This is a genomic window from Microbacterium sp. NPDC006705 (assembly GCF_044903545.1).
Taxonomy (GTDB): domain Bacteria; phylum Actinomycetota; class Actinomycetes; order Actinomycetales; family Microbacteriaceae; genus Microbacterium; species Microbacterium plantarum.
The window spans coordinates 1,486,193-1,508,849 of sequence record NZ_JBJDQQ010000001.1; the positions used below are offsets into that span (position 1 = coordinate 1,486,193).

Sequence of the window (22,657 nt, forward strand, 5' to 3'; positions counted from 1 at the left end):
CCCGTCAGTCGAGGAAGACGTCGGGGAACAGCTCGGCGTCGGGCGTTCCCGGGACGGCGGCGTAGCTCGAGAAGTCGGTCACGCCGGCGGCTTCGAGCACATCCTCGACGATGAGGGTCTGCCCCGTGTACTCGCGCGAGGGCTGGACGAGCACGTGGTAGGCGGCATCCGCGTAGATCTCCGGAGTGCGGCTCGCGGCCATCATGCGGTCGCCGCCGAGGGAGTACTTCACCGCCGCCGTCGCGATCGTCGTCCGCGGCCACAGGGTGTTGGCGGCGATGCCGTCGCCGGCGAACTCCGCGGCGACGCCGAGGGTCGCCATCGTCATGCCGTACTTCGCGAGGGTGTAGCCGGTGTGCGCGCCGAGCCACTTCGGCGAGAGGTTGAGCGGGGGCGACAGCGAGAGGATGTGCGGGTTCTCGGCCTCTCGCAGGATCGGGATGGCGGCCCGCGAGAGCAGGAACGTGCCGCGCACGTTGACCCCCTGCATGAGGTCGAAACGCTTCGTGGCGAGCTCCAGCGTGCCCGAGAGATCGATCGCCGATGCGTTGTTGACGACGATATCGATCCCGCCGAACTCGCCCTGCGTCTTCAGCACCGCCTCGGTGATCGAGTCCTCGTCGCGGACGTCGCCGACGATCGGCAGGGCCTGGCCGCCGGCCGCGACGATCTCGGCGGCGGCAGTGTGGACGGTGCCCTCGAGCTTCGGATGCGGCTGGTCGGTCTTGGCGAGCAAGGCTATGTTCGCACCGTCGCGCGCAGCGCGCAGCGCGATGGCCAGACCGATGCCGCGGCTCCCGCCCGACATCAGCAGCGTCTTGCCCGCCAGGGGCTTCGGGTCGGTCATGACTTCTCCTCGGGTCGGGTCCGGCGGGCGGATGCTGCGGCGAACGCGTCGATGCGGACACGCGCCTCGTCGCTGTCGAAACGCGCGCCGATCGTCCGCGCCTCGTCGTCGAGGTTCTGCGCGAAGGTGCGCCCGGCGCCCTCGCGCACGAGGCGCTTGGCCTGACCGAACGCGGTCGTCGCGCCGTGCAGCCACGATTCGGCGAGCGCCTGCGCGCGGGCGGCCGGGTCGTCGATGACCTCGGCGATCAGGCCCCAGTCGCGTGCGGTCGCGGCGTCGAGCGCCGTGTCGTCGAGCAGCAGCTGCAGCGCCCGGCGCTGGCCGATGGCGGCCGGCAGCAGAGTCGACACACCGAGATCGGGAGTGAGCCCGATGTTGGCATACTTGCTGACGAAGACCGCCGACGGCGACGCGACGATGTAGTCGGCGACCAGCATGATCCCGAGCCCTCCCCCAGCGACCGCGCCCTGGACCGCCGCGACGATCGGCACCGCCGCCTCGGTCAGCGAGGTGATGCCGTCGTGGATGACGCGGGCCGTCTCGGTGACCGCGGTGCCGCCCATGCCCGACGTAGACATCGACACGACGTCGCCGCCCGCGCAGAAGGCACGGCCCGCAGCATCCAGGATCACGGCCCCGATCGACGCGTCGGCCGCGACCTCGGCGGCGACCTCGCGCCAACGGGCGGCCATCTCGGCGTCGACCGCGTTGAGGGATGCCGGACGGTTCAGGGTGATGCGCGCGAGCGCGCCCTCGCGCCGCAGCAGAACGGTGTCGGATGCAGTGTCGGGTGCGATGTCGGATGCAGTGTCGGTCATCGTGGTGCCATTCTGATCGCGCCGTCGAGACGGATCGTCTCGCCGTTGAGGTAGTCGTTGTCGACGATGTGGGCGGCGAGCGCGGCGAACTCCTCCGGCGCCCCCAGCCGCTGCGGATACGGCACCTGCTCACCGAGCGAGCGCTGCGCAGCATCCGGCAGCCCCGCCATCATCGGCGTATGCATGATCCCGGGGGCGATGGTGCAGACGCGGATGCCGTAGCGCGCGAGCTCGCGCGCGATCGGCAGGGTCATCGCGTGCACTCCCCCCTTCGATGCGGCGTAGGCGGGCTGGCCGATCTGGCCGTCGAAGGCGGCGACGGAGGCGGTGTTGACGATCACGCCGCGGGCTCCCGAGTCGGTCGGCTCGGTCCGCGCGATCGCCGCCGACGCCTGAGCGACGACGTTGTAGGTGCCGACGAGGTTGATGCGTATGATCCGCTCGAAGTCCGGGAGCGGCGTGGGCGCGCCCTCGCGGTCGAGCACCTTGGCGGGCGGTGCGATTCCGGCGCAATTGACGACGATCCGCAGCGGCGCGGCACGGCCGGCTGTCTCGACGGCATCGGTGACCTCGTCCGGGTCGGTGACGTCGGCGGGGGCGAACCGCCCGCCGAGCTCGGCGGCGACCTCCCGGCCGGGCGACCCCGGCAGGTCGACGATCGTGACGTGCGCACCGTCGGCGGCGAGGCGCCGCGCCGTGGCCGCGCCCAGTCCGCTGGCGCCGCCCGTGATGAGGGCGGAGACTCCCGCGATCTGCATGTGTTCTCCTTCGAACTCGCCCCTCCACCCTAGAACGCCCGCGGCCGGCTTCCCGCCGGTCGTCGCGCGTGCCGTCGACAGGCTGAGCTGCAGGGGCAGGATGGGGCTGTGACCCTGCTGCCGCCGGATGCGCCGATCCCGCCCGACATCGCCGCACGGCTGCGCCGACTCACCCGCGGCGCGAGCTCGACGCCGCTGTGGCGCAACGCGATCGGTGGCCTCACGTTCCGCACCGACGACGGCCGCGTCGTCAAGATCGGCCCGCGGAATCTCGAGACCTCGATGCACGACGAGTCGGGGCGCCTGCGATGGGCCGCACAATTCACACCGGTGCCCGAGGTCATCGAGACCGGTGAGGACGGCGACATCGAATGGCTCGTGACCCGCGCGCTGCCCGGCCGGTCGGCGGTCGATCCTCGCTGGGTCGCGGATCCCGCCACCGCCGTGCGCGCCGTCGGCGAGGGGCTCCGCGCCCTCCACGACGCCCTGCCCGTCGCCGGCTGCCCGTTCGACTGGGGCGTCGAGCACCGGCTGCGCACCGCAGCGGCCCGCGGCATCGCCGTTCCGACATCCCTCCACGAGGCGCCCGAGCCCGATCTCCTCGTCGTCTGCCACGGCGACGCCTGCTGCCCGAACACCCTCATCGACGACGGCGGACGGTGGCTCGCGCACGTCGACCTCGGCGCGCTCGGCGTCGCCGACCGCTGGGCCGACATCGCCATCGCCTCGATGAGCACCGAGTGGAACTACGGTCCCGGCTGGGAAGACACGCTCATCGCGGCCTACGGTGTCGACCCCGACCCCGAGCGACTGGCCTACTATCGGTCGCTGTGGAACGAGACCTGACCTGGCGGATCGTCGACGTCGCCTACGACGATGCCCGCGCCCGCGACCTGCGCCGCCAGCTCGACGACGACCTCGGCGCGCGTTACGACGGCTTCCACGGCGACGAGCCGGACGAGCGACGCCGCGCCCGCGCCCGTGCACTCGCGACGCACCCCGACGAGATCGTCGCGACGCTGATCGCCCTCGCCGCCGAAGCCGGCGCCGACGAGGCCCCCGCGGGGCACGTCATCCTGCGCCGGCTCGGCGACGAGTGGGAGATCAAGCGCCTCATCGTGGCACCGGGCTTCCGAGGGCTCGGCATCGCCCGCGGACTCATGTCGGCCGCGCTCGAGGCCGCCCGCGCGGACGGCGCGGAGCGCGTGATCCTGCAGACCGGACTCCAGCAGCCCGAGTCCATGGCGCTCTACGCGTCGATGGGCTTCAGCCGCATCCCCGTCTACGAGCCCTATGTCGAGACGATGCCGCGCTCGGTCTGCTTCGCCCTCTCCCTCTGACCTCAGCGGACGTCGTCGTCGACCCAGTCCATCGACTTCGTCACGGCCTTCTTCCACAGCCGCAGCTGGCGCTCGCGCTCCTCGACGTCGTCGTTCGGCGTCCAGCGCTTGTCTTCCTGCCAGTTGGCCCGCAGCTCGTCGAGGTCGCTCCAGAAGCCGACCGCGAGGCCGGCTGCGTAGGCGGCACCGAGCGCCGTCGTCTCGGCGACGACCGGCCGCACGACGGGAACGCCCAGGATGTCGGCCTGGAACTGCATCAGCGTGTCGTTGGCGATCATGCCGCCGTCGACCTTCAGCTCGGCCAGGTCGACCCCGGAGTCGGCGTTGACGGCATCCAGCACCTCGCGGGTCTGGAAGGCCGTGGCCTCGAGCGCTGCGCGGGAGAGGTGGCCGCGGTTGGCGTAGCGCGTGAGCCCGACGATCGCGCCGCGGGCATCCGGCCGCCAGTACGGTGCGTACAGACCCGAGAAGGCGGGGACGAAGTACACGCCGCCGTTGTCTTCGACCGACAGCGCGAGCTGCTCGACCTCGGGAGCGGTCGAGATGATCCCGAGCTGGTCGCGCAGCCACTGGATGAGCGACCCGGTGACGGCGATCGAGCCCTCGAGCGCGTAGTGGGTGGGTCCGTCGCCCAGCTTGTAGCCGACTGTCGTGAGCAGGCCGTTCTCGGACTTCACGATCTCGGTGCCGGTCTGGAAGATCAGGAAGTTACCGGTGCCGTAGGTGTTCTTGCTCTCTCCGGCGTCGAAGGCCGCCTGGCCGAAGGTCGCGGCCTGCTGGTCGCCGAGGATGCCGGCCACCGGCGTCTCGCGCAGCAGAGACGTGTCGCGCGCCTCGCCGTAGACCTCGCTGGACGAGCGGATCTCGGGCATCATCGAGCGCGGCACACCGAAGTCGGCCAGGATGTCGTCCCGCCATTCGAGGGTCTCGAGGTCCATGAAGAGCGTGCGCGACGCGTTCGTGACGTCGGTGGCGTGGATGCCGCCCGACGGGCCTCCGGTGAGGTTCCACAGCACCCACGTGTCGGTCGTGCCGAAGATGAGGTCGCCGGCCTCGGCCTTCGCGCGTGCACCCTCGACGTTCTCGAGGATCCAGACGATCTTCGTGCCCGAGAAGTACGTCGCCAGCGGCAGCCCGACGATGTCCTTGTACCGCTCGACGCCCTCGTCGCCCGCCAGACGGTTGACGATCGACTGCGTGCGGGTGTCCTGCCACACGATGGCGTTGTAGACGGGGATGCCGGTGTTCTTGTCCCAGACGACGGCGGTCTCGCGCTGATTGGTGATGCCGATCGCGGCGATGTCGTGACGGGTCAGGTTCGCCCGGCCGAGCGCGATGCCGATGACCTCGCGCATGTTGTCGCGGATCTCGATCGGGTCGTGCTCGACCCAGCCGGCCCGGGGCATGATCTGCTCATGCTCCTTCTGCCCGACGGAGATGATCGACCCCTTCTTGTCGAAGATGATGGCGCGGCTCGAGGTCGTGCCCTGGTCGAGGGCGATGATGTAGTCGGTCATGATGTGACGTCCTTGTCTGTCAGCGTTGTCGGTTCGGGGGTGGACGGATCAGGCGAAGCCGAGCAGGGCGCCGGCAGCGAGTGCCGCGAGCGTACCGCCGATGAGGGGTCCCACGACGGGAACCCACGCGTACGACCAGTCGCTCGAGCCCTTGCCCTTGATGGGGAGCACGGCGTGAGCGATGCGGGGTCCGAGGTCGCGGGCCGGGTTGATCGCGTAGCCCGTCGGTCCGCCGAGCGAGGCGCCGATGCCGACCACGAGGAGGGCGACCGGGACGGCGGTCAGGGGTCCGAGCGAGCCCGGGGTGCCGATCTCGATGTCGCCGTAGTCGGCGAAGCCGAAGATCACGAACACGAGCACGAAGGTCGCGATGATCTCGGTCACGAGGTTCCAGCCGTAGGCGCGGATGCCGGGGCCGGTCGAGAACACCCCGAGCTTGTTGGCCGGGTCGGGCTCGGCGTCGAAGTGGTCGTGGTAGGCCAGCCAGCAGAGCACGGCGCCGAGGAAGGCGCCGACGAACTGGGCGGCGATCGCGACGAGGAACTGGACGAACTCGATCTTCCCGCCCACCAGGAGCCCGATCGACACGGCGGGGTTCAGCTGCGCGCCGGAGTACGACGACACGAGCACACCGGCGAAGACCGCGAGGCCCCAGCCCCAGTTGATCATCAGCGTCCCGCCGCCGAGACCCTTCGACTTGGCGAGGATGACGTTGGCGACCACGCCACCGCCGAGCAGGAGCAGCATCGCTGTTCCCACGAGCTCTGACACGAAGTAGAGCCCGAGATTGATGTCGTGCATGTCAGCGTCGACCTTTCTGCAGAATCATCGCGGGCGACGTCGCCGCGCGAGAGGGTGACCCGAGGGTGATCCGGCGTCGGGCCTCGCCGGGTCTGCGAGCGTCAGGCGTCGAGCGGCGCCAGGTGCGAGGTCCGCACGTCGATGCGGTGCGCCTCCTCGAGGGCCTGCGCCGCCTCCTCGACCTGGGCGCGCACGGCGTCATCGTCCCAGTCCAGCGCCGACGCAGCCGCCTCGGCGACCTCGGAGAGCGTCTCCATCGAGACGCCGCCGACGAACGCGATCGACGTGCGACGCAGCAGCAGGTCCATCAGCGACACGACCTCCTCGCGCTCCGCGAGGAAGGCGATCTCCTCGACCGAGTAGCCGGGCGCGTGCGCGAGCTCCTGCTGAGCGACAGGGAGGGCAGCGAGCACCTCCTGGGCGTAGGTGCCGTAGCGCTCCAGCATCCGATCGGCGAACTCCGCCGAGTGCGCACCGCGATGGGCGTCGATCCAGCGACGGCGCTGCGCGACGCTGCGGGGGTACCCGGCACCGCCGCCGATCGCGAGGTCGGTGGTGGCGACCCGGCGCGGACGCCGCATCAGACCGAGCACGTCGGTGGCGAGGTGCTCGGCGAGCGCCCGGAACGTCGTCCACTTGCCGCCGACGAGGCTCAGGACGGGCACATCGCCCAGACGGTCCTTCTCGATGCGGTAGTCGCGCGAGACGAAGCCCGGGGCGAGGTCGTCGTGCCGCGGGAGGGGACGGATGCCGGAGAAGGTGTAGACGATCTGCGATCGATCGACCGAGATGTCGGGGAAGACCTGCCCGATCAGATCGAAGAAGTAGTCGATCTCGTCGTCGGTGCAGACCGTCGCGCTCGCGGGGTCGGCGTCGATGTCGGTCGTGCCGACCATGACCCGGCCCTTGAGCGGGTAGATGAGGACGATGCGGCCGTCCGCGGCCTCGAAGAAGATCTCGTTGCCGCCCGTGGCCTCCAGCAGCGACGTGTTGTCGAGGACGATGTGCGAGCCCTTCGTGCCACCCATGAAGCGCGTCGGGGTGCCGAGTGCGGTGTTGGTCAGGTCGGTCCAGGGTCCGCTCGTGTTCACGATGACGTCCGCCGAGAAGGGGAACTCCTCGCCGGCGACGGCGTCGCGGATGATGACCGACGATCCGTCGGCACCGACCACCGGGGCGTAGTTCGCGGCCCGAGCGGAGTCCTCGCGCGCTCCGTCGCGCAACACGTCCAGCGCGAGGCGCTCGGGGTCGTGCATCGAGGCGTCGTAATACGTTGCGGTGTACCGGAAACGCTCGTCGAGTTCGGGGAACTGCGTCCGCGAGCTGCGGCGGCCGCGGAACCGGTGACGAGGCACCGATCCGCCGTCGCGCGAGAAGGTGTCGTACATGATCAGACCGACCTTGATCAGCAGAGCGCCGCGCTCGCGGGGCTTGCCGCGGCCGTGCGTCACGAGCAGCCGGAACGGGGCCGCGAGGATGCCCGAGAAGGTGCGGTGGATCGGGATCGTCGTCGGCAGCGGCTTGACGAAGTGGGGGGCGTTGCGCACGAGGCGGTTGCGCTCGGTCACCGACTCTTTCACGAGGCGGAACTCGCCGTTCTCGAGGTAGCGCACGCCGCCGTGGATCATGTGGCTCGATGCCGACGAGGCGCCGCTGACGTAGTCGCCGCGCTCGACGAGGGCGACGTCGACGCCCTGGAGCGCGAGATCGCGGAACGTCGCGATGCCGTTGATACCGCCGCCGATCACGAGGACCTCGGCATGGGGGCGCTCACGCAGGGCTCGGATGTTCGCTCGGGTGGTCGGCGTCGACTCGGTCATACATGCATCCTTTTCCACGGCTGTCCCGATCTACACTGGGGTCCACCGCACGGATGCGCAACGGTCGTGCACAGATGTGCACCGGCGCCGCGGCTATGCACGAACGTGCAGAACGGACGACGATGAGCGCGGATGCCGAAGCCGAAGCCCGGACGCGCGACGCATTGCGCGCCGCGCAGCTCTACTACGTGCAGGACCGGACCATGGATCAGATCGCGGCCGAGATGAGCCTGTCGCGGTCATCGGTGTCGCGTCTGCTCTCGCACGCCCGCGACATCGGTCTCGTGGAGATCACGGTTCACTCCCCGCACGAGGCGAACTCGGTGGTGGCACGGCGGCTCTCCGAGCGCTTCGGCATCTCGGTGCACGTCGTGAGCACACCGCCGCGCACGAATGACGCCGAACGGCTCGAGCGCACCGCACGGACGGCGGCCCACGTCCTGTCGTCGACGCTCGATCCCGACGCCAGCATAGGCATCGCCTGGGGAGCCACGGTGTCGGCGATCGCCCGCCACCTGCCGACGAAACGGCTGCACGACTCGCAGATCGTGCAGATGAACGGTGCGGCGAACGAGTCGACGTCGGGCATCTCGTACTCCGGCGCGATCCTCGAGCGGTTCGGGCAGGCGTTCGGCACCGACGTCCAGCAGTTCCCCGTGCCGGCGCTGTTCGACGACCCGCTGACCAAACAGCTGCTGTGGCGCGAGCGGTCGATCCGGCGCGTCCTCGACGCGCAGTCGCGCGTGCAGGTGTTCGTCTTCGGGCTCGGCTCCCCGCACGCCGACGTCCCGTCCCATGTGTACGCGGGCGGCTACCTCACCGGCGAGGACCTGCGCTCGCTTCTCCGCGACGGCGTCGTCGGCGACTGCGCGACGGTGTTCTACCGCATCGACGGCTCGGCGACCGGCATCGAGCTCAACGCCCGCTCGAGCGGACCCTCGCTCGAAGCGATCCGGCGCATCCCCCGCCGCCTGTGCGCGGTCTCCAGCCTGACCAAGCTCGACGCGCTGCGCGGGGCTCTCGCCGCCGGGCTGATCACCGAGCTCGTCGTCGAGGAGGCGCTCGCCCGGCGCCTGGCGGAGACGACGGTCGGGAGCCTCTGAGCCCCGATCTCGTGTCCTGATCTCAGGACGGGCCGAAGATCGGGTGAAAGGCTCCCACCGCGACCGACACGGCCACTGCCGTGACCGAGATCGCGAGCCCGCCCGCCATGACCGCGACATCGGATGCCGCGAGCCGCGACTCCCGCGCCCACGTGCGGCGCACCGGCGCACCGAAGGCCCGAGCCTCCATCGCGGTCGCGAGCGCCGAGCCCCGTCGAATGGCCAGCACGAGAAGCGCGAAGGCCATCCCCAGCGTGCGCCGCAGCCGGCCGGCGTCGGCCACGCCACGGGCCCGCCGCGCGAGGGCGAGCGCGCGCCAATCCTCCGCGAGCAGACCGAGCATCCGCATCCCGGCGAGTCCCCCGATGACGAAACGGGCCGGAAGGCGCAGGATCTGCGCCAGCCCGTCGGCGAGGTCGGTCGGGTCCACCGTGATGAACAGCACGACGGCCGGCAGCCCGATCGCGAGGACGCGGAGCGCAGCCGCCAGCCCCAGCGCGAGCGAACCCTCGCTGACGTGGACGAATGCCCAGGAGAAGACCTCGGCGCCGCTTCGCTCGCCGTAGAGCGAGATCGTCACCGCGGCCGCCGGCGCGGCGATCCACAGCGGCAGTGTCCGCATCCAGAACCGGCGCCACCCGACGCCCGACGCGAGCAGGAGCGGCAGCTCGAGGAGCAGGGCCACGCCGGCCGAGACCGGGTCGATCGTGATGACCAGCGGAAGTGCAATGAGGAGCGCCGCCAGCAGCTTCGCCACGGGGTTGAGCGTCGCGACGCCGCGCGGCGCAGCTTCGAGATGCACGGGAGCGCTCACGCCCGCACCCCCGCCGGCGCGAGCGCGAACCGGCGCGCCGCGAGCGCGTCGAGCACGGCATCGTCGTGGGTGATCGTGACGACGCCGAGCGGGCCGCGGTCGTCGACACCGTCGCGCAGGGAAGCGATGATCGCGACCAGCTCCGACCAGGTGCGCGCATCCTGGCCGAAAGTCGGCTCGTCGAGGACCACGACCCGGGGACGCGCCGCCAGCATCGCCGCGACAGTGAGGCGACGCTTCTCGCCGCCCGACAGTGTGTACGGGTTGGCCCCGGCGAGCGGGGCGAGCCGAAGCCGCTCGAGCAGTTCGTCGACGCGAGCAGTGATCTCCGTCTCCTCGAGACCCAGAGCGCGGGGCCCGACCTCGAGCTCGTCGCGCACCGATGCGCGCAGGATCTGGTGCTCGGGCTCCTGCAGGACCGTCCCGATCCGCGTCAGCAACGCCGTCGACGTCCACGCCGCGGGGTCGGCGGGGGCCGCGGCGACACGTCGCCGCGGCCGGCGGACGAGCGCAGCCCCGGCAGCGAGTCCGTCCGCCGCGCGCACGGCGCCGCCCTGCGCCCGGAGCAGTCCCGCAAGAGTGAGCCCGAGAGTCGACTTGCCGACGCCGTTCGGCCCGACGACACCGAGCACCTCGCCCGCGCGCACGTCGAGGTCGAGTGGCCCGGCGGCCGTCGAGCCGGCGGCACGTCCGACGACGAGATCCGCGGCCGACAGCAGCACATCGCCGGGCGCAGTGGCGGGCCGCGGCGGGAAGGAGGGGCGGATGCCGGGCACCCACACGCCCGCCGCAGCGAGCTCCTCGCCCCGTTCGGTCAGCACCATTCGAGGATCGCCGTCAGCGATGACCTCGCCGCCGGGCGCCAGCACGATGACCCGATCGACGACGGGAAGCCACGCCTCGATCCGGTGCTCGATCACGACGAGCGTGGCCCCGGTCGCATCGAGCGCGCGGGCGACGGCATCCCGGACGTCGACGACGCCCGCAGGATCGAGGTTCGCGGTCGGCTCGTCGAGCAGCACCGCACCCGGCTGCATCGCGACGATGCCCGCGAGGGCGAGGCGCTGCTTCTGCCCGCCCGACAACGCCGCGGTCGAACGATCCAGCGGGACGTCGAGTCCGACCGCATCCAACGCAGCCCGTACCCGGCGCCAGATCTCGTCGCGGGGCACGCCCAGGTTCTCGCAGCCGAACGCGACGTCGTCGCCCACCCGCGCGAGGATCGTCTGGCTGTCGGGGTCTTGCAGAACGAGCCCTGCTCGGCCACGGGCCTCCGCGGCCGGCTGCCCGTCCACGAGCAGCGTCCCCTCCTGCTCGCCTTCGTCGGCTCCGCCGAGGACCCCTGCGAGGCCTTGCAGCAGCGTCGATTTGCCCGACCCCGAAGCGCCGAGCAGCAGCACGCGCTCGCCGGCATCGATGCGGAACGTCGTCTCTCGTGCAGCCCACGCGCGTCGCGTCGCGTAGCGCCACCCCCACCCGCGGGCCTCGAGGGTCGCGGGCCGCGGAGCCCCGGCGTCGCCCACCGTCAGACGCGGGCGGTGGCTTCGCGCCCGGCCGCGAACCGGCCGAGGGCTCCCGTCCGCGCCAGCGCGCGCGTGATGAGCCATCCGCCGAGACCGGCGATGACGGCGCCCGAGATCGTCGTCGAGGCGATGTAGACCGACGTGAAGAGAGTGTCGGCACCGGGGTACCAGAGGATGCGGTCGTTGATGCCGCCGGCGAGACCCGCCCCCGCACCCGCGAGGAGCGCGACCGGAAGACGCCACGATGCGTAGAGGAACACCAGGAAGATCAGTTCCGCGCCCAATCCCTGGACGAGACCGGAGACGATCGTGAGGGGGCCCCACTGGTTGCCGACCAGCGCCGAGATCACAGCCGCGAGCAGCTCGGTGTAGAGCGCGGCGCCCGGCTTGCGGATGATGAGGCCGCCGAGAACGCCGGCGATGAGCCAGGGCCCGGCGAGCAGGCCCTGCAGTCCAGGAAGCAACGGCGTGAGCGCGGCGGACGGGCCCTGATAGGCGACGTTCCACAGCAGGAACACCGCGGCGCAGGCGACGCCGATGACGCTGGCGATGACGATGTCGACGACGCGCCAGCGGAAACGGCCGGGCGTGCGGCCAGTACGACGATCGGACTCGGTGGTGGACGCAGCAGCGTGCATTCTCTCTCCTCCCTGCGCCGGCATGATCCGGATCAGGTTCGACGGTCGAAGCGTGGATCGCTTCCTCTCAGCCCGGCTCACCGGACTCCCGTGGTTGTCGCTGAAGTATAACGTCGCGCGGGCGATGTACGTTGGGCGGGTGAGTTCTCCCGACGCGCGCGTCGCCCTCGCGTGGGTCGACGAGGACGCCGTCGCGCGCGGCGGCAGGCGAAACGAAGCGGCTGCCTCAGCAGGCCCGTACACGGTCGCGCACGCCGACCTGCTCACCGAGCCGCCGCGACGCTCCGCGGCGCCGGCCGCCCTGTCGACGCTGGGAATCGCCGCCCTCACCGTGGGCGGCTACGCGGCGGCGACGCTTCTCTGGCCGCTCGACGCCGTCGCGCCCGACATCCTCCCCGCCGCCGTAACCGCCCCCGCCGCAGCCGTCGCACAGCCGGCGTGGCCCCTCGAAGGCGCCGGCGCGACCGGCGTCGAGGGCTTCGCGAACGTCTCGACCTCGTCGAGCGAGCCCGAGTCCATCGCGAGCATCACCAAGCTCGTCACGGCCCTCGTCGTCCTCGACCGGATGCCGCTCGCCGACGGCGAGCAGGGTCCGGAATTCGCTTTCACCTCCGCCGACCGCCGGGAATACCGCGCCTACCTCGCCGACGACCAGTCGGCTCTCGACGTCCCCGTCGACGGCGTACTGACGCAGTATCAGCTGCTGCAGGGCGTGCTGATCGGATCGGCGAACAACTACGCCGACCGTCTCGTGTTCGACCTCTGGCCCGATGAAGACGCCTACGTCGAGGCGGCGAACGCCTGGCTGCAGGCCCATGATCTCGGCGGCGTCACCGTCGTCGATTCGAGCGGGATCGATCCGGAGAACACGGCGGCACCGGCATCCGTCATCGCCCTCGCCGAGACCGCGATGACGAACCCGGTCATCGCCGGTATCGTGGCGCAGCGCTCCGTCGAGCTGCCCGGCGCCGGTTTCGTCGAGAACACCAATGCTCTGCTGGCCGACCCCGCGGTCGTCGGCGTCAAGACGGGCAGCCTGTTCGGGTCGTACAACCTCGTCGCCGCGAAAGACACCGCCATCGACGGGGTGAACGTCCGCGTGTACGCGACCGCTCTCGATCAGCCCGACGACGAGACCCGCCACTCGGCGACGGCCGAGCTGCTCGATCGCACGATCACCGAGATCGGCGCCTCACCGGCCCTGCCCGCGGGAACCGTCGCGGGCACCGCGACCACCGCGTGGGGTGCGACAGCCGAGATCGTCACCGACGCCGACGTCCGGGTCGCGCTCTGGAACACGCAGTCGTCTCAGGCTGCGGCGAACGTCGAGCTCGGCGATTCCCGCGACGCCGGCGACGAGGCGGGCGAGCTGACGCTCACCGGCCCGCTCGGCTCGGCGACCACGACCCTGCGCCTGACCGCGGACATCCCCGACCCGGACATCTGGTGGCGCCTCAGCCACCCGCTGCAGCTGTGGGGTCTCGCGGACTGACCTCGCGACGCGCGAGCACGAACCCCTGCGCATGGCGCTCTCCGTCTCGCGCGGGACGCTCGAACTGCTCGAGCACCTCGAATCCGAGAGCCGCGAACGTCGCCGCGACGTCGCGCGGTTCGTGCAGGACGGCGTCCAGGGAGACATCGTGACCGTAGGCGCGCTCGATCCGGCGGGTTCCGCTCCCGCTCTGGAACCCGAGGAGGACGAGGCCGCCCGGCATCGAGACGCGGGCGAACTCGGCGGCGATCACCGCGAGCTCGTCCGGCGTCGCGTGGATCACGGAGTACCAGGCGAGCAGGCCGGCCGCGGACCGCTCAGGCAGCGGCAGCTCGCCGAGGTCACCTACGGCGAGGTCGGCGATCGGACAGCCCGCGCGCGCCTGTTCGATCATCCGCGGCGAGAGGTCGATGCCGGCCGTGCGCAGATCCGGGCGGCGGTCGTGCATGAGGCGAAGCATCCGACCGGCACCGCACCCGGCGTCGACCACCCGGGCGCCGCTCGGGAGCAGGTCGAGGAACCGATCGATCAGGGCGACATCATCCGGGGCCTCGAACGACGCATCAGGCAGGAGGGCCGCGTAGTCGGCCGCGACGGTGTCGTACGCCGCGCGCGTCGCACCTCGCGAGATCATACGAAGCGGACGGTCTGCTGCAGGCGGGTGCGGACGTCGAAGAGCTCGTTCCCGCCGATCTCACGCGCACCGGCGACCCCGCGACGGAGCACCGTGGCCAGCGCCGAACGTCCCACCACCGCGACCGCGAGACCGCGCACACGGCCGAGTTCCTCGATGGCCTGCACCACATCGTCGTCGGGGAGCACCACGATCGCGCCGCTGAACTTCACCCGCGCGGCGCGGCTGAGTGCTCGCGCTCGATGCACGAGCGTCGCGATCGGCGAGTCGACGCCCTCGCCGATCAGCTCGCCGCGCCGAGTGCGCACCGGAGCGCCGAAGTCCTCCGACAGCACGGCGTAGAGCCCGGAGGGCCCGAGCACCACGTGGTCGAGCTTCACGTCGGGATCGCGGGGGTCGGCCGCCACGTCATGCCAGACGGTGTACCCCATTCCGAGGTCCGCGACCACGCGAGCTGTCGCCTCCTCAGCGAGGGCGTCGGCCAGCAGCCGCCGGATCTCGTGGGGCGCGGTCCGGACGAGCGCGGGGTCGTACGGGTCGTCGACCGCTGCGCCACGTCCGACCCACTCCCGGATGAGGGTCAGGTAGCGCTCACGGCGCCAGCCGCCGGGCTGCCCGAACGACCGCGCCCGCGGGCGGGTGTCGGTCGGGCGCTGCGGCGGCCGCCACGTCGGGGCGTCGGGAGAGAAGGTCGGGGCGTCCGCGAAACCGTGTCCGCGGTCGTAGGCGGCGCGGGCGGCGGACGTGCCGACCAGGTCCCAGGCACGCTGCACCTGCACGAACTTCACGGCGTCGCCCCCGGTGTCGGGATGCGTCTGCCGCAACCGGAGTCGGTAGGCGCGGCGAAGCTCCTCGTCGTCGACGTCGGGCGCGACCCCGAGCACGTCGTACGCCGAGGCGGACAGCGGACTGTCGAACACGAACCCTCCCTCGCGCGGCGCAGCCCCGGGACGGCGCGGACGCACAGCATCCCGAGACTATTACCTCGCGGCCGGGCGGAGCCCGGGCGTCCGACGGAACTCAGTCAGTCCATAGGGCCGGGACGGGCTCGAACCCGAACGCCCGCGCGACGACATCGGGAGCGAGGTCGTCTCGAGACCCGGGCGACCACGACGGCGCCCCGTCCTTGTCGACGAGGCGGGCTCGGATGCCCTCGACGAGGTCGGGCTGCGTCGTGGCGAACCACAGCACCAGGCCGTACTCCTGCGCCAGGACCGTTCGCAGCTCGTCCTGCTCGCGCGCTGCGCGGACGGCCGCGAGGGTGACGGCAAGAGCGGTCGGCGGAAGCGTCTCGAGCAGCTCAGCGGTGGCGTGGGCCTCCTGCTCGGCGCGCCCCCGCAACCGGCCGATGATCTCGTCGACGGAGTCGGCGGCGAAGGCGCCGTCGATCCAGGGCCGGGCGGCCTCGAGGCGGGCAGGACCGGCCGTCTCGTCGAACAGGAGGACGAGCTCGGTCGCGGTCTGGGGGTCGGCGCGACTGACGAGGGCGTCGCGTAGATCATCGAGCCGCTCGGAGGGAACGAGGTGGTCGGCGAACCCGGCGTAGATCGCGTCAGCGGCATCCATCGACTCACCGGTCAACGCGAGGTACTCCCCCACGCGCCCCGGCGCCCGGGCCAGCAGCAGGCTGCCGCCGACGTCGGGAGTGAAGCCGATCCGCACCTCGGGCATCGCCAGGCGCGACCGTTCGGTGACCACCCGCACCGCCGCGTGACCGGCGAGCCCGATCCCGCCGCCCATCGTCACACCGTCGGCGAACACGACCACGGGCTTGGGGTACGCGGCGATCCGTGCGTTGAGGGCGTACTCGGCCCGGAAGAAGTGCGCCGTCTCGGCGACATCGCCCGCGACGATCTGGTCGTACAGCCCGCGGACGTCGCCCCCCGCGCACAGCCCGCGGTCGCCCGCGCCATCGAGGAGGACGGCGTCCACACCCGGGTCGTCCTCCCACGTGTCGAGCGCTGCGGCGAGGCGCTGGATCATGCCGAGGTCGAGGGCGTTGATGGCGCGCGGCCGGTCGAGAGTGAGATGTCCGAGTGCGCGATCGACACGGACTCGGACACGCGGATCGGATGCAGCGGCGTCGGTCACCCTCGCCACGCTACCGCTCGGAGTTCGCGGTGAACGCGGCGTGTCGGGCAGGATGGGAGCGGAACCACCCGGCGAGAGGGGGCGCGATGGCGGACGGACAGGTGCTGGAGTTCACCGACGTGGCCAAACGTTTCGGCACCGTCGCGGCGGTCGACGGCCTGACGGCGCGGGTCGAACCGGGCGCCGTCACCGGCTTCCTCGGACCGAACGGTGCGGGCAAGACCACGACGCTGCGCATGCTCCTCGGGCTCATCTCCCCCACGTCGGGCTCCGCCACGATCGGTGGCCGCCGCTACCGCGACCTGAAGCACCCGCTGCAGACCGTCGGCGCCGTCCTCGAGTCGTCCAGCTTCCACCCGGGCCGATCGGCCGCCGCACATCTCCGGGTCTACGCCCATGCGGCGGGGATCCCGACGTCGCGCGTCGACGACGCCCTGGGCATCGTCGGTCTCGGCGATGTCGCCGGCCGCAAGGTGGGCGGGTTCTCACTCGGGATGCGGCAGCGCCTCGGTCTCGCCTACGCCCTGCTGGGCGACCCCGGCGTCCTGGTCCTCGACGAGCCGACGAACGGGCTCGACCCCGAAGGCATCCGCTGGATCCGCCGCTTCCTCCGCGACCTCGCCGCGGAAGGACGCACCGTCCTGGTCTCGTCGCACCTGCTGGCAGAGGTGCAGCAGTCCGTCGATTCGCTCATGATCATCACGCGCGGGCGCCTCGTTTACCAGGGCGGCATCGAGCATGTCGTGCCGCAGGACGAGATCGCGACCGTCGTCGACGCCGAAGATCGCGACGCGCTCCGCCGCGCCCTCTCGGCCGCCGGCTTCGAGAGCGACGAACGCCGCACGGGCCTTGCCGTACGCGGTGCCGACGCCCCGACGGTCGGACGCATCGCCGCCGACGCCGGCATCGCCCTGACCGCGTTGCAGCGGAAGGGTCCGGCTTTCGAGGAGGTCTTCCTGGAGCTCGTCAGCGGCACCCGCGTGCACCCGTCGGCCGTGACCGGGGAGGAGACGCGATGAACCTCGTGAACGCGACCCGATCGGAACTGACGAAGCAGTTCTCCACCTCGGTCTGGTGGATCCTCCTGATCGTCCTCGTCCTGTACATCGGCGGAACGGCCGGCGGCATGGCCGCCGTCTTCGCGGCGGGCGAGAACGGCTCGCTCCCGGGCACCACGTCGCTGCCGACGGGGCTCGGCGATCGGCTGCCGAGCCTCATCTACGGGCTCGCCACGGCGATGGGATACGTGTTCCCGCTCGTCGTGGGTTCACTGCTCGTGACCGGCGAGTACCGCCACAAGACCCTGACGCCGACCTTCCTGGCCACCCCTCGACGTGGCGTCGCGTTGTCGGCGAAGATGCTCGCGGGCGTCGTCATGGGTCTCGTCTTCGGCGTCGCCGCCGTCGGCTCGACGGTCGCCGCAGGCGGTGGGATGCTGGCGCTGTTCGGCGTCGACCCGCAGCTCGGACGCCCCGAGACCTGGGCGTTCCTTGGACGGATGCTGCTCGCCCTCGTGCTCTGGGTGCTCGTGGGCATCGCGCTCGGCACCCTCATCCGCAACCAGATCGCCGCCGTCGTCGGCATCCTCGCTTTCACCCAGTTCGTCGAGCCGATCGCCCGCGTGGGCGCGAGCATGGTCGACGGGCTCGCCGACGTGGTGCGCTTCCTCCCGGGTGCGGCCTCGGATGCGCTCGCGGGCGACAGCGTCTACGCCGCCATGGGCGGGAGCGCCGGCCAGCCCCTGGAGTGGTGGGCGGGCGGGCTCGTGCTCGTCGGCTACGCCGTCGTGTTCGCCGTGATCGGCTACGCGGTGTCGTGGCGGCGCGACGTCGCCTGATCGACCAGATCCGCCACGTCAGCCGGCTCGTCCTCGACGTCGAGGCGCAGGGCGCGCACGAGCGCCACCCCGTGCCGCGTCGTGAGGATCAGACGCTGGAACTCGTCGTCGCCCTCGAGGTCGACGACGACCGACGGGCGGCGACGCCGGACCAGGACGAAATCGGTGCCTCCCGCTGACTCGAAGGAACCGGCCGCGATGACCGCAGGAACCAGCAGTCCGGGGCGCGGCACGCCGCGGAGCCACGACCACGCGTCATCCGTCAGCTGCACCCGCGCGATGTGCTCGCGAGACACCAGGACATTCCGCTGACGGAATGCTGCGGCGCGCTCGGTCGCCGAGAGCACGACTTCGAGCTGCGCGGAGTCGAGCAGAAGCGTCACCATGCGTCTCAGTCTGCCAGTCGGACACTCACGAAATGCTCACAGACCGGCAACGATCACCGCCGCGATCGCGTCAGGACGCCGATGCTCCCGATGCCGGGGCAGGCTGGCGGGCGATCGCATCGAGGAGGGACGAGATCGTGGTCTCAGCGGCCACCACATCGACGGTGAGACCGAGCTTGCGTGCGTCGCGGGCCGTCCGCGGGCCGATCGCCGCGATCAGGGTCGACGCCGGGAGATCGGGGAACTGCTCACTGACCTGCTCGGCGACCGAGCCGCTGGTCACGAGCACCGCGTTGATGCGCCCGCTGGCCACGTCGGCTGCGATGCGTTCGGTCACCGGGACGCCGACGGTGCGGTACGCCACGACGCTGCGGACGTCGTGACCGGCCTCGACGAGCATCCTGGTGAGGACGGGCTTGGCGACCTCGCTGCGCAGCGCCAGGACGCGTGTCGGCTCGGGCTCGATGGCGAGGATCTGCTCGGCGAGCCCGGCCGCCGAATCGTCCTCGTCGGGAACCAGGTCGACGCGGTACCCGACCGCCGTCAGTGCCGCAGCCGTCGTCTCACCGACCGCAGCGACGCGCGTGCGCGCAGGGATCTCCGCGCGATAGGCGTACAGGACATCGACGGTCGTGGCACTCGTCAACGTGATCCAGTCGAAGGCCCCGGCCGCGAGCTCGGAGAGCGCGCCCTCGAGATCGGCGACGTCCGTCGTGGGGGCGAAGTTCACCAGCGGTGCGATGACGGGCGTGGCACCGTGCGATCGCAGGAGCGCCGCCACCTGGTCGCCCCAGGGACCGCCGCGCGGCACGAGCACGCGCCACCCCCGAAGGGGCTTCTGCGGCTCTGGGTGGCCGGGCTCGACATGCATATGGTGGCTCTCATGAGGCGCGGCCACCCCCGGAAGAGCGGCCGACGCACGTTCCTTCTCCGGGCGGTGCAGACCCGGATGCGCAACATCGGCAGCATTCGCTCCATCGCCGCTGCCTCGTTTCCGAGCATACTCCGATGCGGGCGCGAGGCGAGGGCGGGAGGTATCGATCCGGACTCGGTTGGCCGAGAACGGACGGGTCAGCGGGCGATCAGCCGGGCGATGCCCCAGACCGCGGCGCCCACGGCGACCGCGACGCCTACTGCTGCCGCAGCAGCTCCGGCCGGGTTGCGCTGCGCATAGGCGCGCGCCTCGCGGCTGGCGCGGTCGGTGGCGATCACGGCCCTCTTGGGCAGGTTCGCCTTGTGCTCGATGGCCGCGAGCGCGGCCTTCAGCTCGGCGCGCGCCTTCTCGACCGGGTCGGAGATGCCCAGCGGGACAGCGGTGTCAGGGAGCTCAGAACTCATCGGCCACTTCCTTCACGATCTTGGCGTCGGTGGAGATCGCCTGGGCGGGGTTCTGCCGTGAGCTCAGACGCTTGAAGCGGAGGAGCCCCAGCACCGCGAACACGGCGGCGATCACCAGGAGGATTCCGATCACGATCAGCGACGCGGCCCACGCGGGCAGCCAGGACGACAGCCCGATGATCGCGAAAGCACCGATGGCGGGGATCGTCCAGAAGAGGAAGAACAGCGCGACGATGAACCAGACACCGCCGAGGCCGGCATCCTTTCCCGTCTTCTTGGCCCAGGCCTTCGCCGACTCGATCTCGGCGACGACGAGGTTGCGGACCAGCTCGGGGATCTCGCCGATCAGAGTGAACAGGCTGTCGTCGGCGCGATCGCGGAATCCGCGGGGCGTGCTCATCTCAGCTGTCCGCCACGGCGCTCGCGTCGGCGACCTTGCGCGCGTCGCGCTCGGCGGCCTTGCGCACGTCGCCGGCGGCCTTCTCGCCCTCGGCCACGGCCGCGTCGAGCTTCTCGCCGGGGGTGCCGCTCTTGCTCGCGGCCTTGACGACCTTCTTCGCGCTGTCCCAGACGACGCTGGGGACGGCGAGGGCAGCGGACTTGCCGAGCTCGGTCACCTTGCCGACCTGCTTCTGCACGGGGTCGAGCTCCCAGACCTGCTGGGCCTTCTCTTTGATCTGCTCGTAGCGCTGACGCCCGGCGCGTGCCCCGAGCACGTAGCCCGCGGCGAGTCCGACGGCGATGCCAATCTTGCCCCTCATGGGGTCTCCTCACGTTCGACGTTGCTGCGTGGTCCCAGGCTATCGCCGTATGCCGCCTCAGGTATCCACTCCCGAAACCCGGCTGAGCCGACTATCATGCCGGATCGACCCCTCGCCAGAGCACCGCGCGGCGAGCGGCGTCCGCCTCGGCGATCGCGTCGGCGGCGACCCGATCGAGGCTGTTGCCCGACAGCCACCCGCCCACGAGCGCCAGGGCGGGCAACTCACGCGCCCGCACCCGGACAGCCCGGACCGCCTCGTCATGACCCAGCAGCGACGCCGGAGCCGCGCGGGAGTACCCGACGCGGGCCGCCGCGCGTACGGCGCCCGCCGGGATCTCCACGCCGCACAGATCGGATGCCGCCGCGCGCGCGGCCGCGACGACGTCCGCGTCCGACCCGGCGGTGTGCGGCAGGGTCACCCGGATGACGTGCTCGTCCTCGGCCAGCGCTTCGCCGATCCATGGCCAGGTCCGCGAGATCGGACGCACGGTGGCCGGCTCGGACCCGGGCCCGATCACGAGCGACCCCCGCTCGGGCAGGTCGACCCCCTCGATGCGGAGCAGCACCACGTCGAGCGGCGCTGGCCGGGGCTCGGCGCTCGCGGGAAGCTCCACGTGCGGGGACAGCAATCGGCGGGCGGTGTCTTCGTCCGCGGCGACGATCAGCAGATCGGAAGGTACCGGCTCTTCGACGCTGTCGGCACGCACGAGCCACGTGTCGCGCTCGCGACGGATCTCCGTCACGTCCGCGCCGGTGCGGATGTCGACGTCGAAGTCCCGCAGGCGCGCCTCGAGCGCATCGATCAGGCGGAACAGCCCGCCGCGCGGCGCGCGGCGCTGCGCGGAACCGGGGCGCACGGTCTGCGCGACCGCGCCGCTGAGCGAGCCGGTCCGCGTGAGCGCGGGGTTGAGCGACGGCGCCGCGGCGTCGACGTCGATGAACTCGGGAGCGACGCCGTGGACGGCGAGCACATACGGGGCTACGAGCCGGTCGCGCACCCGCTCGCCCATGCGCGACGAGACCAGCTCGCCGAGACTGCGGTGACGCCCGACCGTCAGCGGCGGGCGCACGCGGTCGAGATAGGCACGCCAGGCGCCACGCCCCTCGATGTGTCGTCGCACATCCTCGGCCCAGGGGTTGGCGGGGATGCCCAGCACCGTCCCCGCGGGCGCGGGAGCAGGTCCGGCCGGACCGGCGCCGAGCCACAGCTCGTCGTCGCGGGCGGTCTCGAGTTCATCGCTCAGCCCGACCTCGTCGATGAGCTTCGCGAGCGTCTTCGCGGACGCCGGGATGCCGTCGGCCGCGGCATCCACCGTCAGGTCGCCCAGCGTCGCCCGGTCGAGGGAGCCGCCGAGCTGCGGCCCGGCCTCGATCAGGGTGACCTGCAGTCCGAGGCGCGCACATTCGAGCGCCGCGACGATGCCCGCCATACCGCCGCCGACGACGACGACCCGGGTGTCGTGGGCATGCGTCACGAGATCCGTCATGCCCCCATCCTGCCGTCTCGCCGATGAGAACATGGAGAGCATGAGCCTGCACATCACCGACGACTCCGCCGCCGACCAGCTGCTGACCGAGAATCCGCTCGCGCTGCTGATCGGGATGCTGCTCGACCAGCAGATCGCCATGGAGACGGCGTTCACCGGGCCGCTGAAGATCCGCGAGCGCGCGGGGTCGGTCGACGCGGCGACGATCGCGGGCTACGACCCCGACGAGTTCGTCGAGGTCTTCCGCCAGACGCCGGCCGTGCACCGCTTTCCCGGGTCGATGGCGGGCCGGGTGCAGACGCTCTGCCAGACGATCGTGGACGACTGGGACGGCGACGCGTCGGCGATCTGGACCGCCGGCGACCCGGACGGCCTCACCGTCTTGAAGCGGCTCAAGGCGCTGCCGGGGTTCGGTGAGCAGAAGGCGAAGATCTTCCTCGCGCTTCTGGGCAAGCAGTACGGCTTCACCGGCGACGGTTGGCGGGAGGCCGCTGGCTCGTACGGCGACGAGGGCTCGTTCCGCTCGGTGGCCGACATCGTCTCACCCGAGTCGCTGACGAAGGTCCGCGAATACAAGCGCGCGGCGAAGGCGGCAGCGAAGGACGCCTCTGCCTCCTGAGTCGCGGTTTTCGAAAAGACTGGCGGACGAC

General features: G+C 71.5%; 25 protein-coding genes and 1 riboswitch. Of the genes, 7 read left to right on the plus strand and 18 right to left on the minus strand.

What is annotated here, in order from left to right:
• Positions 1 to 4: 4 nt before the first annotated feature.
• Genes ACI2K6_RS07075 through ACI2K6_RS07085 form a run of 3 tightly spaced genes read right to left on the minus strand, consistent with a single transcriptional unit; the run spans position 5 to position 2,423 of the window.
• Entirely contained in the window at positions 5 to 847 is an 843-nt protein-coding gene (locus ACI2K6_RS07075) for an NAD(P)-dependent oxidoreductase (RefSeq protein WP_269267089.1), read from the minus strand.
• Positions 844 to 1,665, minus strand: a complete 822-nt coding sequence (locus ACI2K6_RS07080; protein WP_274178268.1) for an enoyl-CoA hydratase/isomerase family protein — start codon at positions 1,663 to 1,665, stop codon at positions 844 to 846. Before ACI2K6_RS07080 ends, ACI2K6_RS07075 begins: the two co-directional genes overlap by 4 nt.
• A complete protein-coding gene (locus ACI2K6_RS07085; protein WP_404568320.1) occupies positions 1,662 to 2,423 on the minus strand; it encodes an SDR family NAD(P)-dependent oxidoreductase in 762 nt (253 codons plus the stop codon). The genes ACI2K6_RS07080 and ACI2K6_RS07085 overlap by 4 nt, the downstream gene beginning before the upstream one ends.
• Before the next feature lie 108 nt (positions 2,424 to 2,531).
• On the opposite strand from ACI2K6_RS07085, the gene ACI2K6_RS07090 reads away from it, so the two are divergent.
• Positions 2,532 to 3,269 carry an aminoglycoside 3'-phosphotransferase gene (locus ACI2K6_RS07090; RefSeq protein WP_274178266.1) on the plus strand — a complete coding sequence of 246 codons (738 nt, stop codon included), beginning with the start codon at positions 2,532 to 2,534 and terminating at the stop codon, positions 3,267 to 3,269.
• Positions 3,254 to 3,763, plus strand: coding sequence for a GNAT family N-acetyltransferase (locus ACI2K6_RS07095; protein ID WP_240309802.1), 510 nt, complete (start codon positions 3,254 to 3,256; stop codon positions 3,761 to 3,763). Before ACI2K6_RS07090 ends, ACI2K6_RS07095 begins: the two co-directional genes overlap by 16 nt.
• A gap of 2 nt (positions 3,764 to 3,765) precedes the next feature.
• On the opposite strand, the gene glpK is transcribed toward ACI2K6_RS07095, so the two are convergent.
• The 3 genes from glpK to ACI2K6_RS07110 all read right to left on the minus strand — a co-directional run bounded on the left by glpK (position 3,766) and on the right by ACI2K6_RS07110 (position 7,901).
• Positions 3,766 to 5,280 carry a glycerol kinase GlpK gene (glpK, locus tag ACI2K6_RS07100; RefSeq protein ID WP_274178265.1) on the minus strand — a complete coding sequence of 505 codons (1,515 nt, stop codon included), beginning with the start codon at positions 5,278 to 5,280 and terminating at the stop codon, positions 3,766 to 3,768.
• A gap of 48 nt (positions 5,281 to 5,328) precedes the next feature.
• Complete coding sequence (locus ACI2K6_RS07105; protein ID WP_274178264.1) at positions 5,329 to 6,081, minus strand: MIP/aquaporin family protein; 753 nt, start codon at positions 6,079 to 6,081, stop codon at positions 5,329 to 5,331.
• A 101-nt stretch (positions 6,082 to 6,182) separates the two neighbouring features.
• On the minus strand, positions 6,183 to 7,901 hold the full coding sequence (locus ACI2K6_RS07110; RefSeq protein ID WP_274178263.1) for a glycerol-3-phosphate dehydrogenase/oxidase: 1,719 nt from the start codon (positions 7,899 to 7,901) through the stop codon (positions 6,183 to 6,185).
• 122 nt (positions 7,902 to 8,023) lie between these two features.
• On the opposite strand from ACI2K6_RS07110, the gene ACI2K6_RS07115 reads away from it, so the two are divergent.
• Positions 8,024 to 9,004, plus strand: coding sequence for a sugar-binding transcriptional regulator (locus ACI2K6_RS07115; RefSeq protein WP_112616956.1), 981 nt, complete (start codon positions 8,024 to 8,026; stop codon positions 9,002 to 9,004).
• 22 nt (positions 9,005 to 9,026) lie between these two features.
• Here the strand turns inward: ACI2K6_RS07115 and ACI2K6_RS07120 are convergent, their stop codons facing one another.
• From ACI2K6_RS07120 to ACI2K6_RS07130, 3 genes are all read right to left on the minus strand, one after another.
• A complete protein-coding gene (locus ACI2K6_RS07120; RefSeq protein ID WP_114589073.1) occupies positions 9,027 to 9,818 on the minus strand; it encodes an energy-coupling factor transporter transmembrane protein EcfT in 792 nt (263 codons plus the stop codon).
• Positions 9,815 to 11,425: an ABC transporter ATP-binding protein gene (locus ACI2K6_RS07125; RefSeq protein WP_404568321.1), complete on the minus strand. Its 1,611-nt coding sequence runs from the start codon at positions 11,423 to 11,425 to the stop codon at positions 9,815 to 9,817. The genes ACI2K6_RS07120 and ACI2K6_RS07125 overlap by 4 nt, the downstream gene beginning before the upstream one ends.
• Complete coding sequence (locus tag ACI2K6_RS07130) at positions 11,344 to 11,979, minus strand: ECF transporter S component (protein ID WP_112616187.1); 636 nt, start codon at positions 11,977 to 11,979, stop codon at positions 11,344 to 11,346. Before ACI2K6_RS07130 ends, ACI2K6_RS07125 begins: the two co-directional genes overlap by 82 nt.
• A riboswitch (TPP riboswitch) is annotated at positions 11,972 to 12,081 on the minus strand. (Overlaps the previous gene by 8 nt.)
• Before the next feature lie 37 nt (positions 12,082 to 12,118).
• On the opposite strand from ACI2K6_RS07130, the gene ACI2K6_RS07135 reads away from it, so the two are divergent.
• The gene (locus tag ACI2K6_RS07135) at positions 12,119 to 13,471 is read left to right on the plus strand and encodes a D-alanyl-D-alanine carboxypeptidase (protein WP_282501980.1); all 1,353 of its coding nucleotides are present in this window, start codon (positions 12,119 to 12,121) and stop codon (positions 13,469 to 13,471) included.
• Here ACI2K6_RS07135 and ACI2K6_RS07140 read toward each other — a convergent pair.
• From ACI2K6_RS07140 to ACI2K6_RS07150, 3 genes are all read right to left on the minus strand, one after another.
• Complete coding sequence (locus tag ACI2K6_RS07140; RefSeq protein WP_404568322.1) at positions 13,434 to 14,105, minus strand: class I SAM-dependent DNA methyltransferase; 672 nt, start codon at positions 14,103 to 14,105, stop codon at positions 13,434 to 13,436. The two genes, ACI2K6_RS07135 and ACI2K6_RS07140, sit on opposite strands and share 38 nt — an antisense overlap.
• Positions 14,102 to 15,025 (minus strand): DnaJ domain-containing protein, encoded by a 924-nt coding sequence (locus tag ACI2K6_RS07145; protein ID WP_274178260.1) that lies wholly within the window; start codon positions 15,023 to 15,025, stop codon positions 14,102 to 14,104. The genes ACI2K6_RS07140 and ACI2K6_RS07145 overlap by 4 nt, the downstream gene beginning before the upstream one ends.
• A 100-nt stretch (positions 15,026 to 15,125) precedes the next feature.
• Entirely contained in the window at positions 15,126 to 16,196 is a 1,071-nt protein-coding gene (locus ACI2K6_RS07150) for an enoyl-CoA hydratase/isomerase family protein (RefSeq protein ID WP_274178259.1), read from the minus strand.
• 86 nt (positions 16,197 to 16,282) lie between these two features.
• Here ACI2K6_RS07150 and ACI2K6_RS07155 point away from each other — a divergent pair, with 86 nt between their 5' ends.
• Together ACI2K6_RS07155 and ACI2K6_RS07160 are read left to right on the plus strand one after the other, a co-directional pair.
• Positions 16,283 to 17,215, plus strand: a complete 933-nt coding sequence (locus ACI2K6_RS07155) for an ATP-binding cassette domain-containing protein (RefSeq protein ID WP_274178258.1) — start codon at positions 16,283 to 16,285, stop codon at positions 17,213 to 17,215.
• Positions 17,212 to 18,033 (plus strand): ABC transporter permease subunit, encoded by an 822-nt coding sequence (locus ACI2K6_RS07160; protein ID WP_274178257.1) that lies wholly within the window; start codon positions 17,212 to 17,214, stop codon positions 18,031 to 18,033. The genes ACI2K6_RS07155 and ACI2K6_RS07160 overlap by 4 nt, the downstream gene beginning before the upstream one ends.
• Here ACI2K6_RS07160 and ACI2K6_RS07165 read toward each other — a convergent pair.
• The 6 genes from ACI2K6_RS07165 to ACI2K6_RS07190 form a co-directional block, all read right to left on the minus strand.
• Positions 18,000 to 18,419 carry a hypothetical protein gene (locus ACI2K6_RS07165; RefSeq protein ID WP_114589068.1) on the minus strand — a complete coding sequence of 140 codons (420 nt, stop codon included), beginning with the start codon at positions 18,417 to 18,419 and terminating at the stop codon, positions 18,000 to 18,002. The genes ACI2K6_RS07160 and ACI2K6_RS07165 overlap by 34 nt on opposite strands.
• Positions 18,420 to 18,489: 70 nt before the next feature.
• Positions 18,490 to 19,290: a uroporphyrinogen-III synthase gene (locus ACI2K6_RS07170; protein WP_274178256.1), complete on the minus strand. Its 801-nt coding sequence runs from the start codon at positions 19,288 to 19,290 to the stop codon at positions 18,490 to 18,492.
• A gap of 200 nt (positions 19,291 to 19,490) precedes the next feature.
• Positions 19,491 to 19,757 carry a hypothetical protein gene (locus ACI2K6_RS07175; protein WP_274178255.1) on the minus strand — a complete coding sequence of 89 codons (267 nt, stop codon included), beginning with the start codon at positions 19,755 to 19,757 and terminating at the stop codon, positions 19,491 to 19,493.
• Positions 19,747 to 20,157, minus strand: coding sequence for a phage holin family protein (locus ACI2K6_RS07180; RefSeq protein ID WP_274178254.1), 411 nt, complete (start codon positions 20,155 to 20,157; stop codon positions 19,747 to 19,749). Before ACI2K6_RS07180 ends, ACI2K6_RS07175 begins: the two co-directional genes overlap by 11 nt.
• A 1-nt stretch (position 20,158) precedes the next feature.
• Positions 20,159 to 20,518, minus strand: a complete 360-nt coding sequence (locus tag ACI2K6_RS07185) for a hypothetical protein (protein WP_112616169.1) — start codon at positions 20,516 to 20,518, stop codon at positions 20,159 to 20,161.
• A 94-nt stretch (positions 20,519 to 20,612) separates the two neighbouring features.
• The gene (locus tag ACI2K6_RS07190) at positions 20,613 to 22,148 is read right to left on the minus strand and encodes a protoporphyrinogen/coproporphyrinogen oxidase (protein ID WP_404568323.1); all 1,536 of its coding nucleotides are present in this window, start codon (positions 22,146 to 22,148) and stop codon (positions 20,613 to 20,615) included.
• On the opposite strand from ACI2K6_RS07190, the gene ACI2K6_RS07195 reads away from it, so the two are divergent.
• Entirely contained in the window at positions 22,048 to 22,626 is a 579-nt protein-coding gene (locus ACI2K6_RS07195) for an HhH-GPD-type base excision DNA repair protein (RefSeq protein ID WP_274178253.1), read from the plus strand. The two genes, ACI2K6_RS07190 and ACI2K6_RS07195, sit on opposite strands and share 101 nt — an antisense overlap.
• Positions 22,627 to 22,657 lie beyond the last annotated feature (31 nt).

What these genes read in the sequence shown, in the direction of transcription:
- ACI2K6_RS07075 (WP_269267089.1), bottom strand. Translation starts at nt 847, where the DNA reads ATGACCGACCCGAAGCCCCTGGCGGGCAAGACGCTGCTGATGTCGGGC.
- ACI2K6_RS07080 (WP_274178268.1), bottom strand. Translation starts at nt 1,665, where the DNA reads ATGACCGACACTGCATCCGACATCGCACCCGACACTGCATCCGACACC.
- ACI2K6_RS07085 (WP_404568320.1), bottom strand. Translation starts at nt 2,423, where the DNA reads ATGCAGATCGCGGGAGTCTCCGCCCTCATCACGGGCGGCGCCAGCGGA.
- glpK (WP_274178265.1), bottom strand. Translation starts at nt 5,280, where the DNA reads ATGACCGACTACATCATCGCCCTCGACCAGGGCACGACCTCGAGCCGC.
- ACI2K6_RS07105 (WP_274178264.1), bottom strand. Translation starts at nt 6,081, where the DNA reads ATGCACGACATCAATCTCGGGCTCTACTTCGTGTCAGAGCTCGTGGGA.
- ACI2K6_RS07110 (WP_274178263.1), bottom strand. Translation starts at nt 7,901, where the DNA reads ATGACCGAGTCGACGCCGACCACCCGAGCGAACATCCGAGCCCTGCGT.
- ACI2K6_RS07115 (WP_112616956.1), top strand. Translation starts at nt 8,024, where the DNA reads ATGAGCGCGGATGCCGAAGCCGAAGCCCGGACGCGCGACGCATTGCGC.
- ACI2K6_RS07125 (WP_404568321.1), bottom strand. Translation starts at nt 11,425, where the DNA reads ATGGCTCATCACGCGCGCGCTGGCGCGGACGGGAGCCCTCGGCCGGTT.
- ACI2K6_RS07130 (WP_112616187.1), bottom strand. Translation starts at nt 11,979, where the DNA reads ATGCACGCTGCTGCGTCCACCACCGAGTCCGATCGTCGTACTGGCCGC.
- ACI2K6_RS07140 (WP_404568322.1), bottom strand. Translation starts at nt 14,105, where the DNA reads ATGATCTCGCGAGGTGCGACGCGCGCGGCGTACGACACCGTCGCGGCC.
- ACI2K6_RS07155 (WP_274178258.1), top strand. Translation starts at nt 16,283, where the DNA reads ATGGCGGACGGACAGGTGCTGGAGTTCACCGACGTGGCCAAACGTTTC.
- ACI2K6_RS07160 (WP_274178257.1), top strand. Translation starts at nt 17,212, where the DNA reads ATGAACCTCGTGAACGCGACCCGATCGGAACTGACGAAGCAGTTCTCC.
- ACI2K6_RS07165 (WP_114589068.1), bottom strand. Translation starts at nt 18,419, where the DNA reads ATGGTGACGCTTCTGCTCGACTCCGCGCAGCTCGAAGTCGTGCTCTCG.
- ACI2K6_RS07170 (WP_274178256.1), bottom strand. Translation starts at nt 19,290, where the DNA reads ATGCATGTCGAGCCCGGCCACCCAGAGCCGCAGAAGCCCCTTCGGGGG.
- ACI2K6_RS07175 (WP_274178255.1), bottom strand. Translation starts at nt 19,757, where the DNA reads ATGAGTTCTGAGCTCCCTGACACCGCTGTCCCGCTGGGCATCTCCGAC.
- ACI2K6_RS07180 (WP_274178254.1), bottom strand. Translation starts at nt 20,157, where the DNA reads ATGAGCACGCCCCGCGGATTCCGCGATCGCGCCGACGACAGCCTGTTC.
- ACI2K6_RS07185 (WP_112616169.1), bottom strand. Translation starts at nt 20,518, where the DNA reads ATGAGGGGCAAGATTGGCATCGCCGTCGGACTCGCCGCGGGCTACGTG.
- ACI2K6_RS07195 (WP_274178253.1), top strand. Translation starts at nt 22,048, where the DNA reads ATGAGCCTGCACATCACCGACGACTCCGCCGCCGACCAGCTGCTGACC.
- ACI2K6_RS07190 (WP_404568323.1), bottom strand. Translation starts at nt 22,148, where the DNA reads ATGGCGATCTGCTGGTCGAGCAGCATCCCGATCAGCAGCGCGAGCGGA.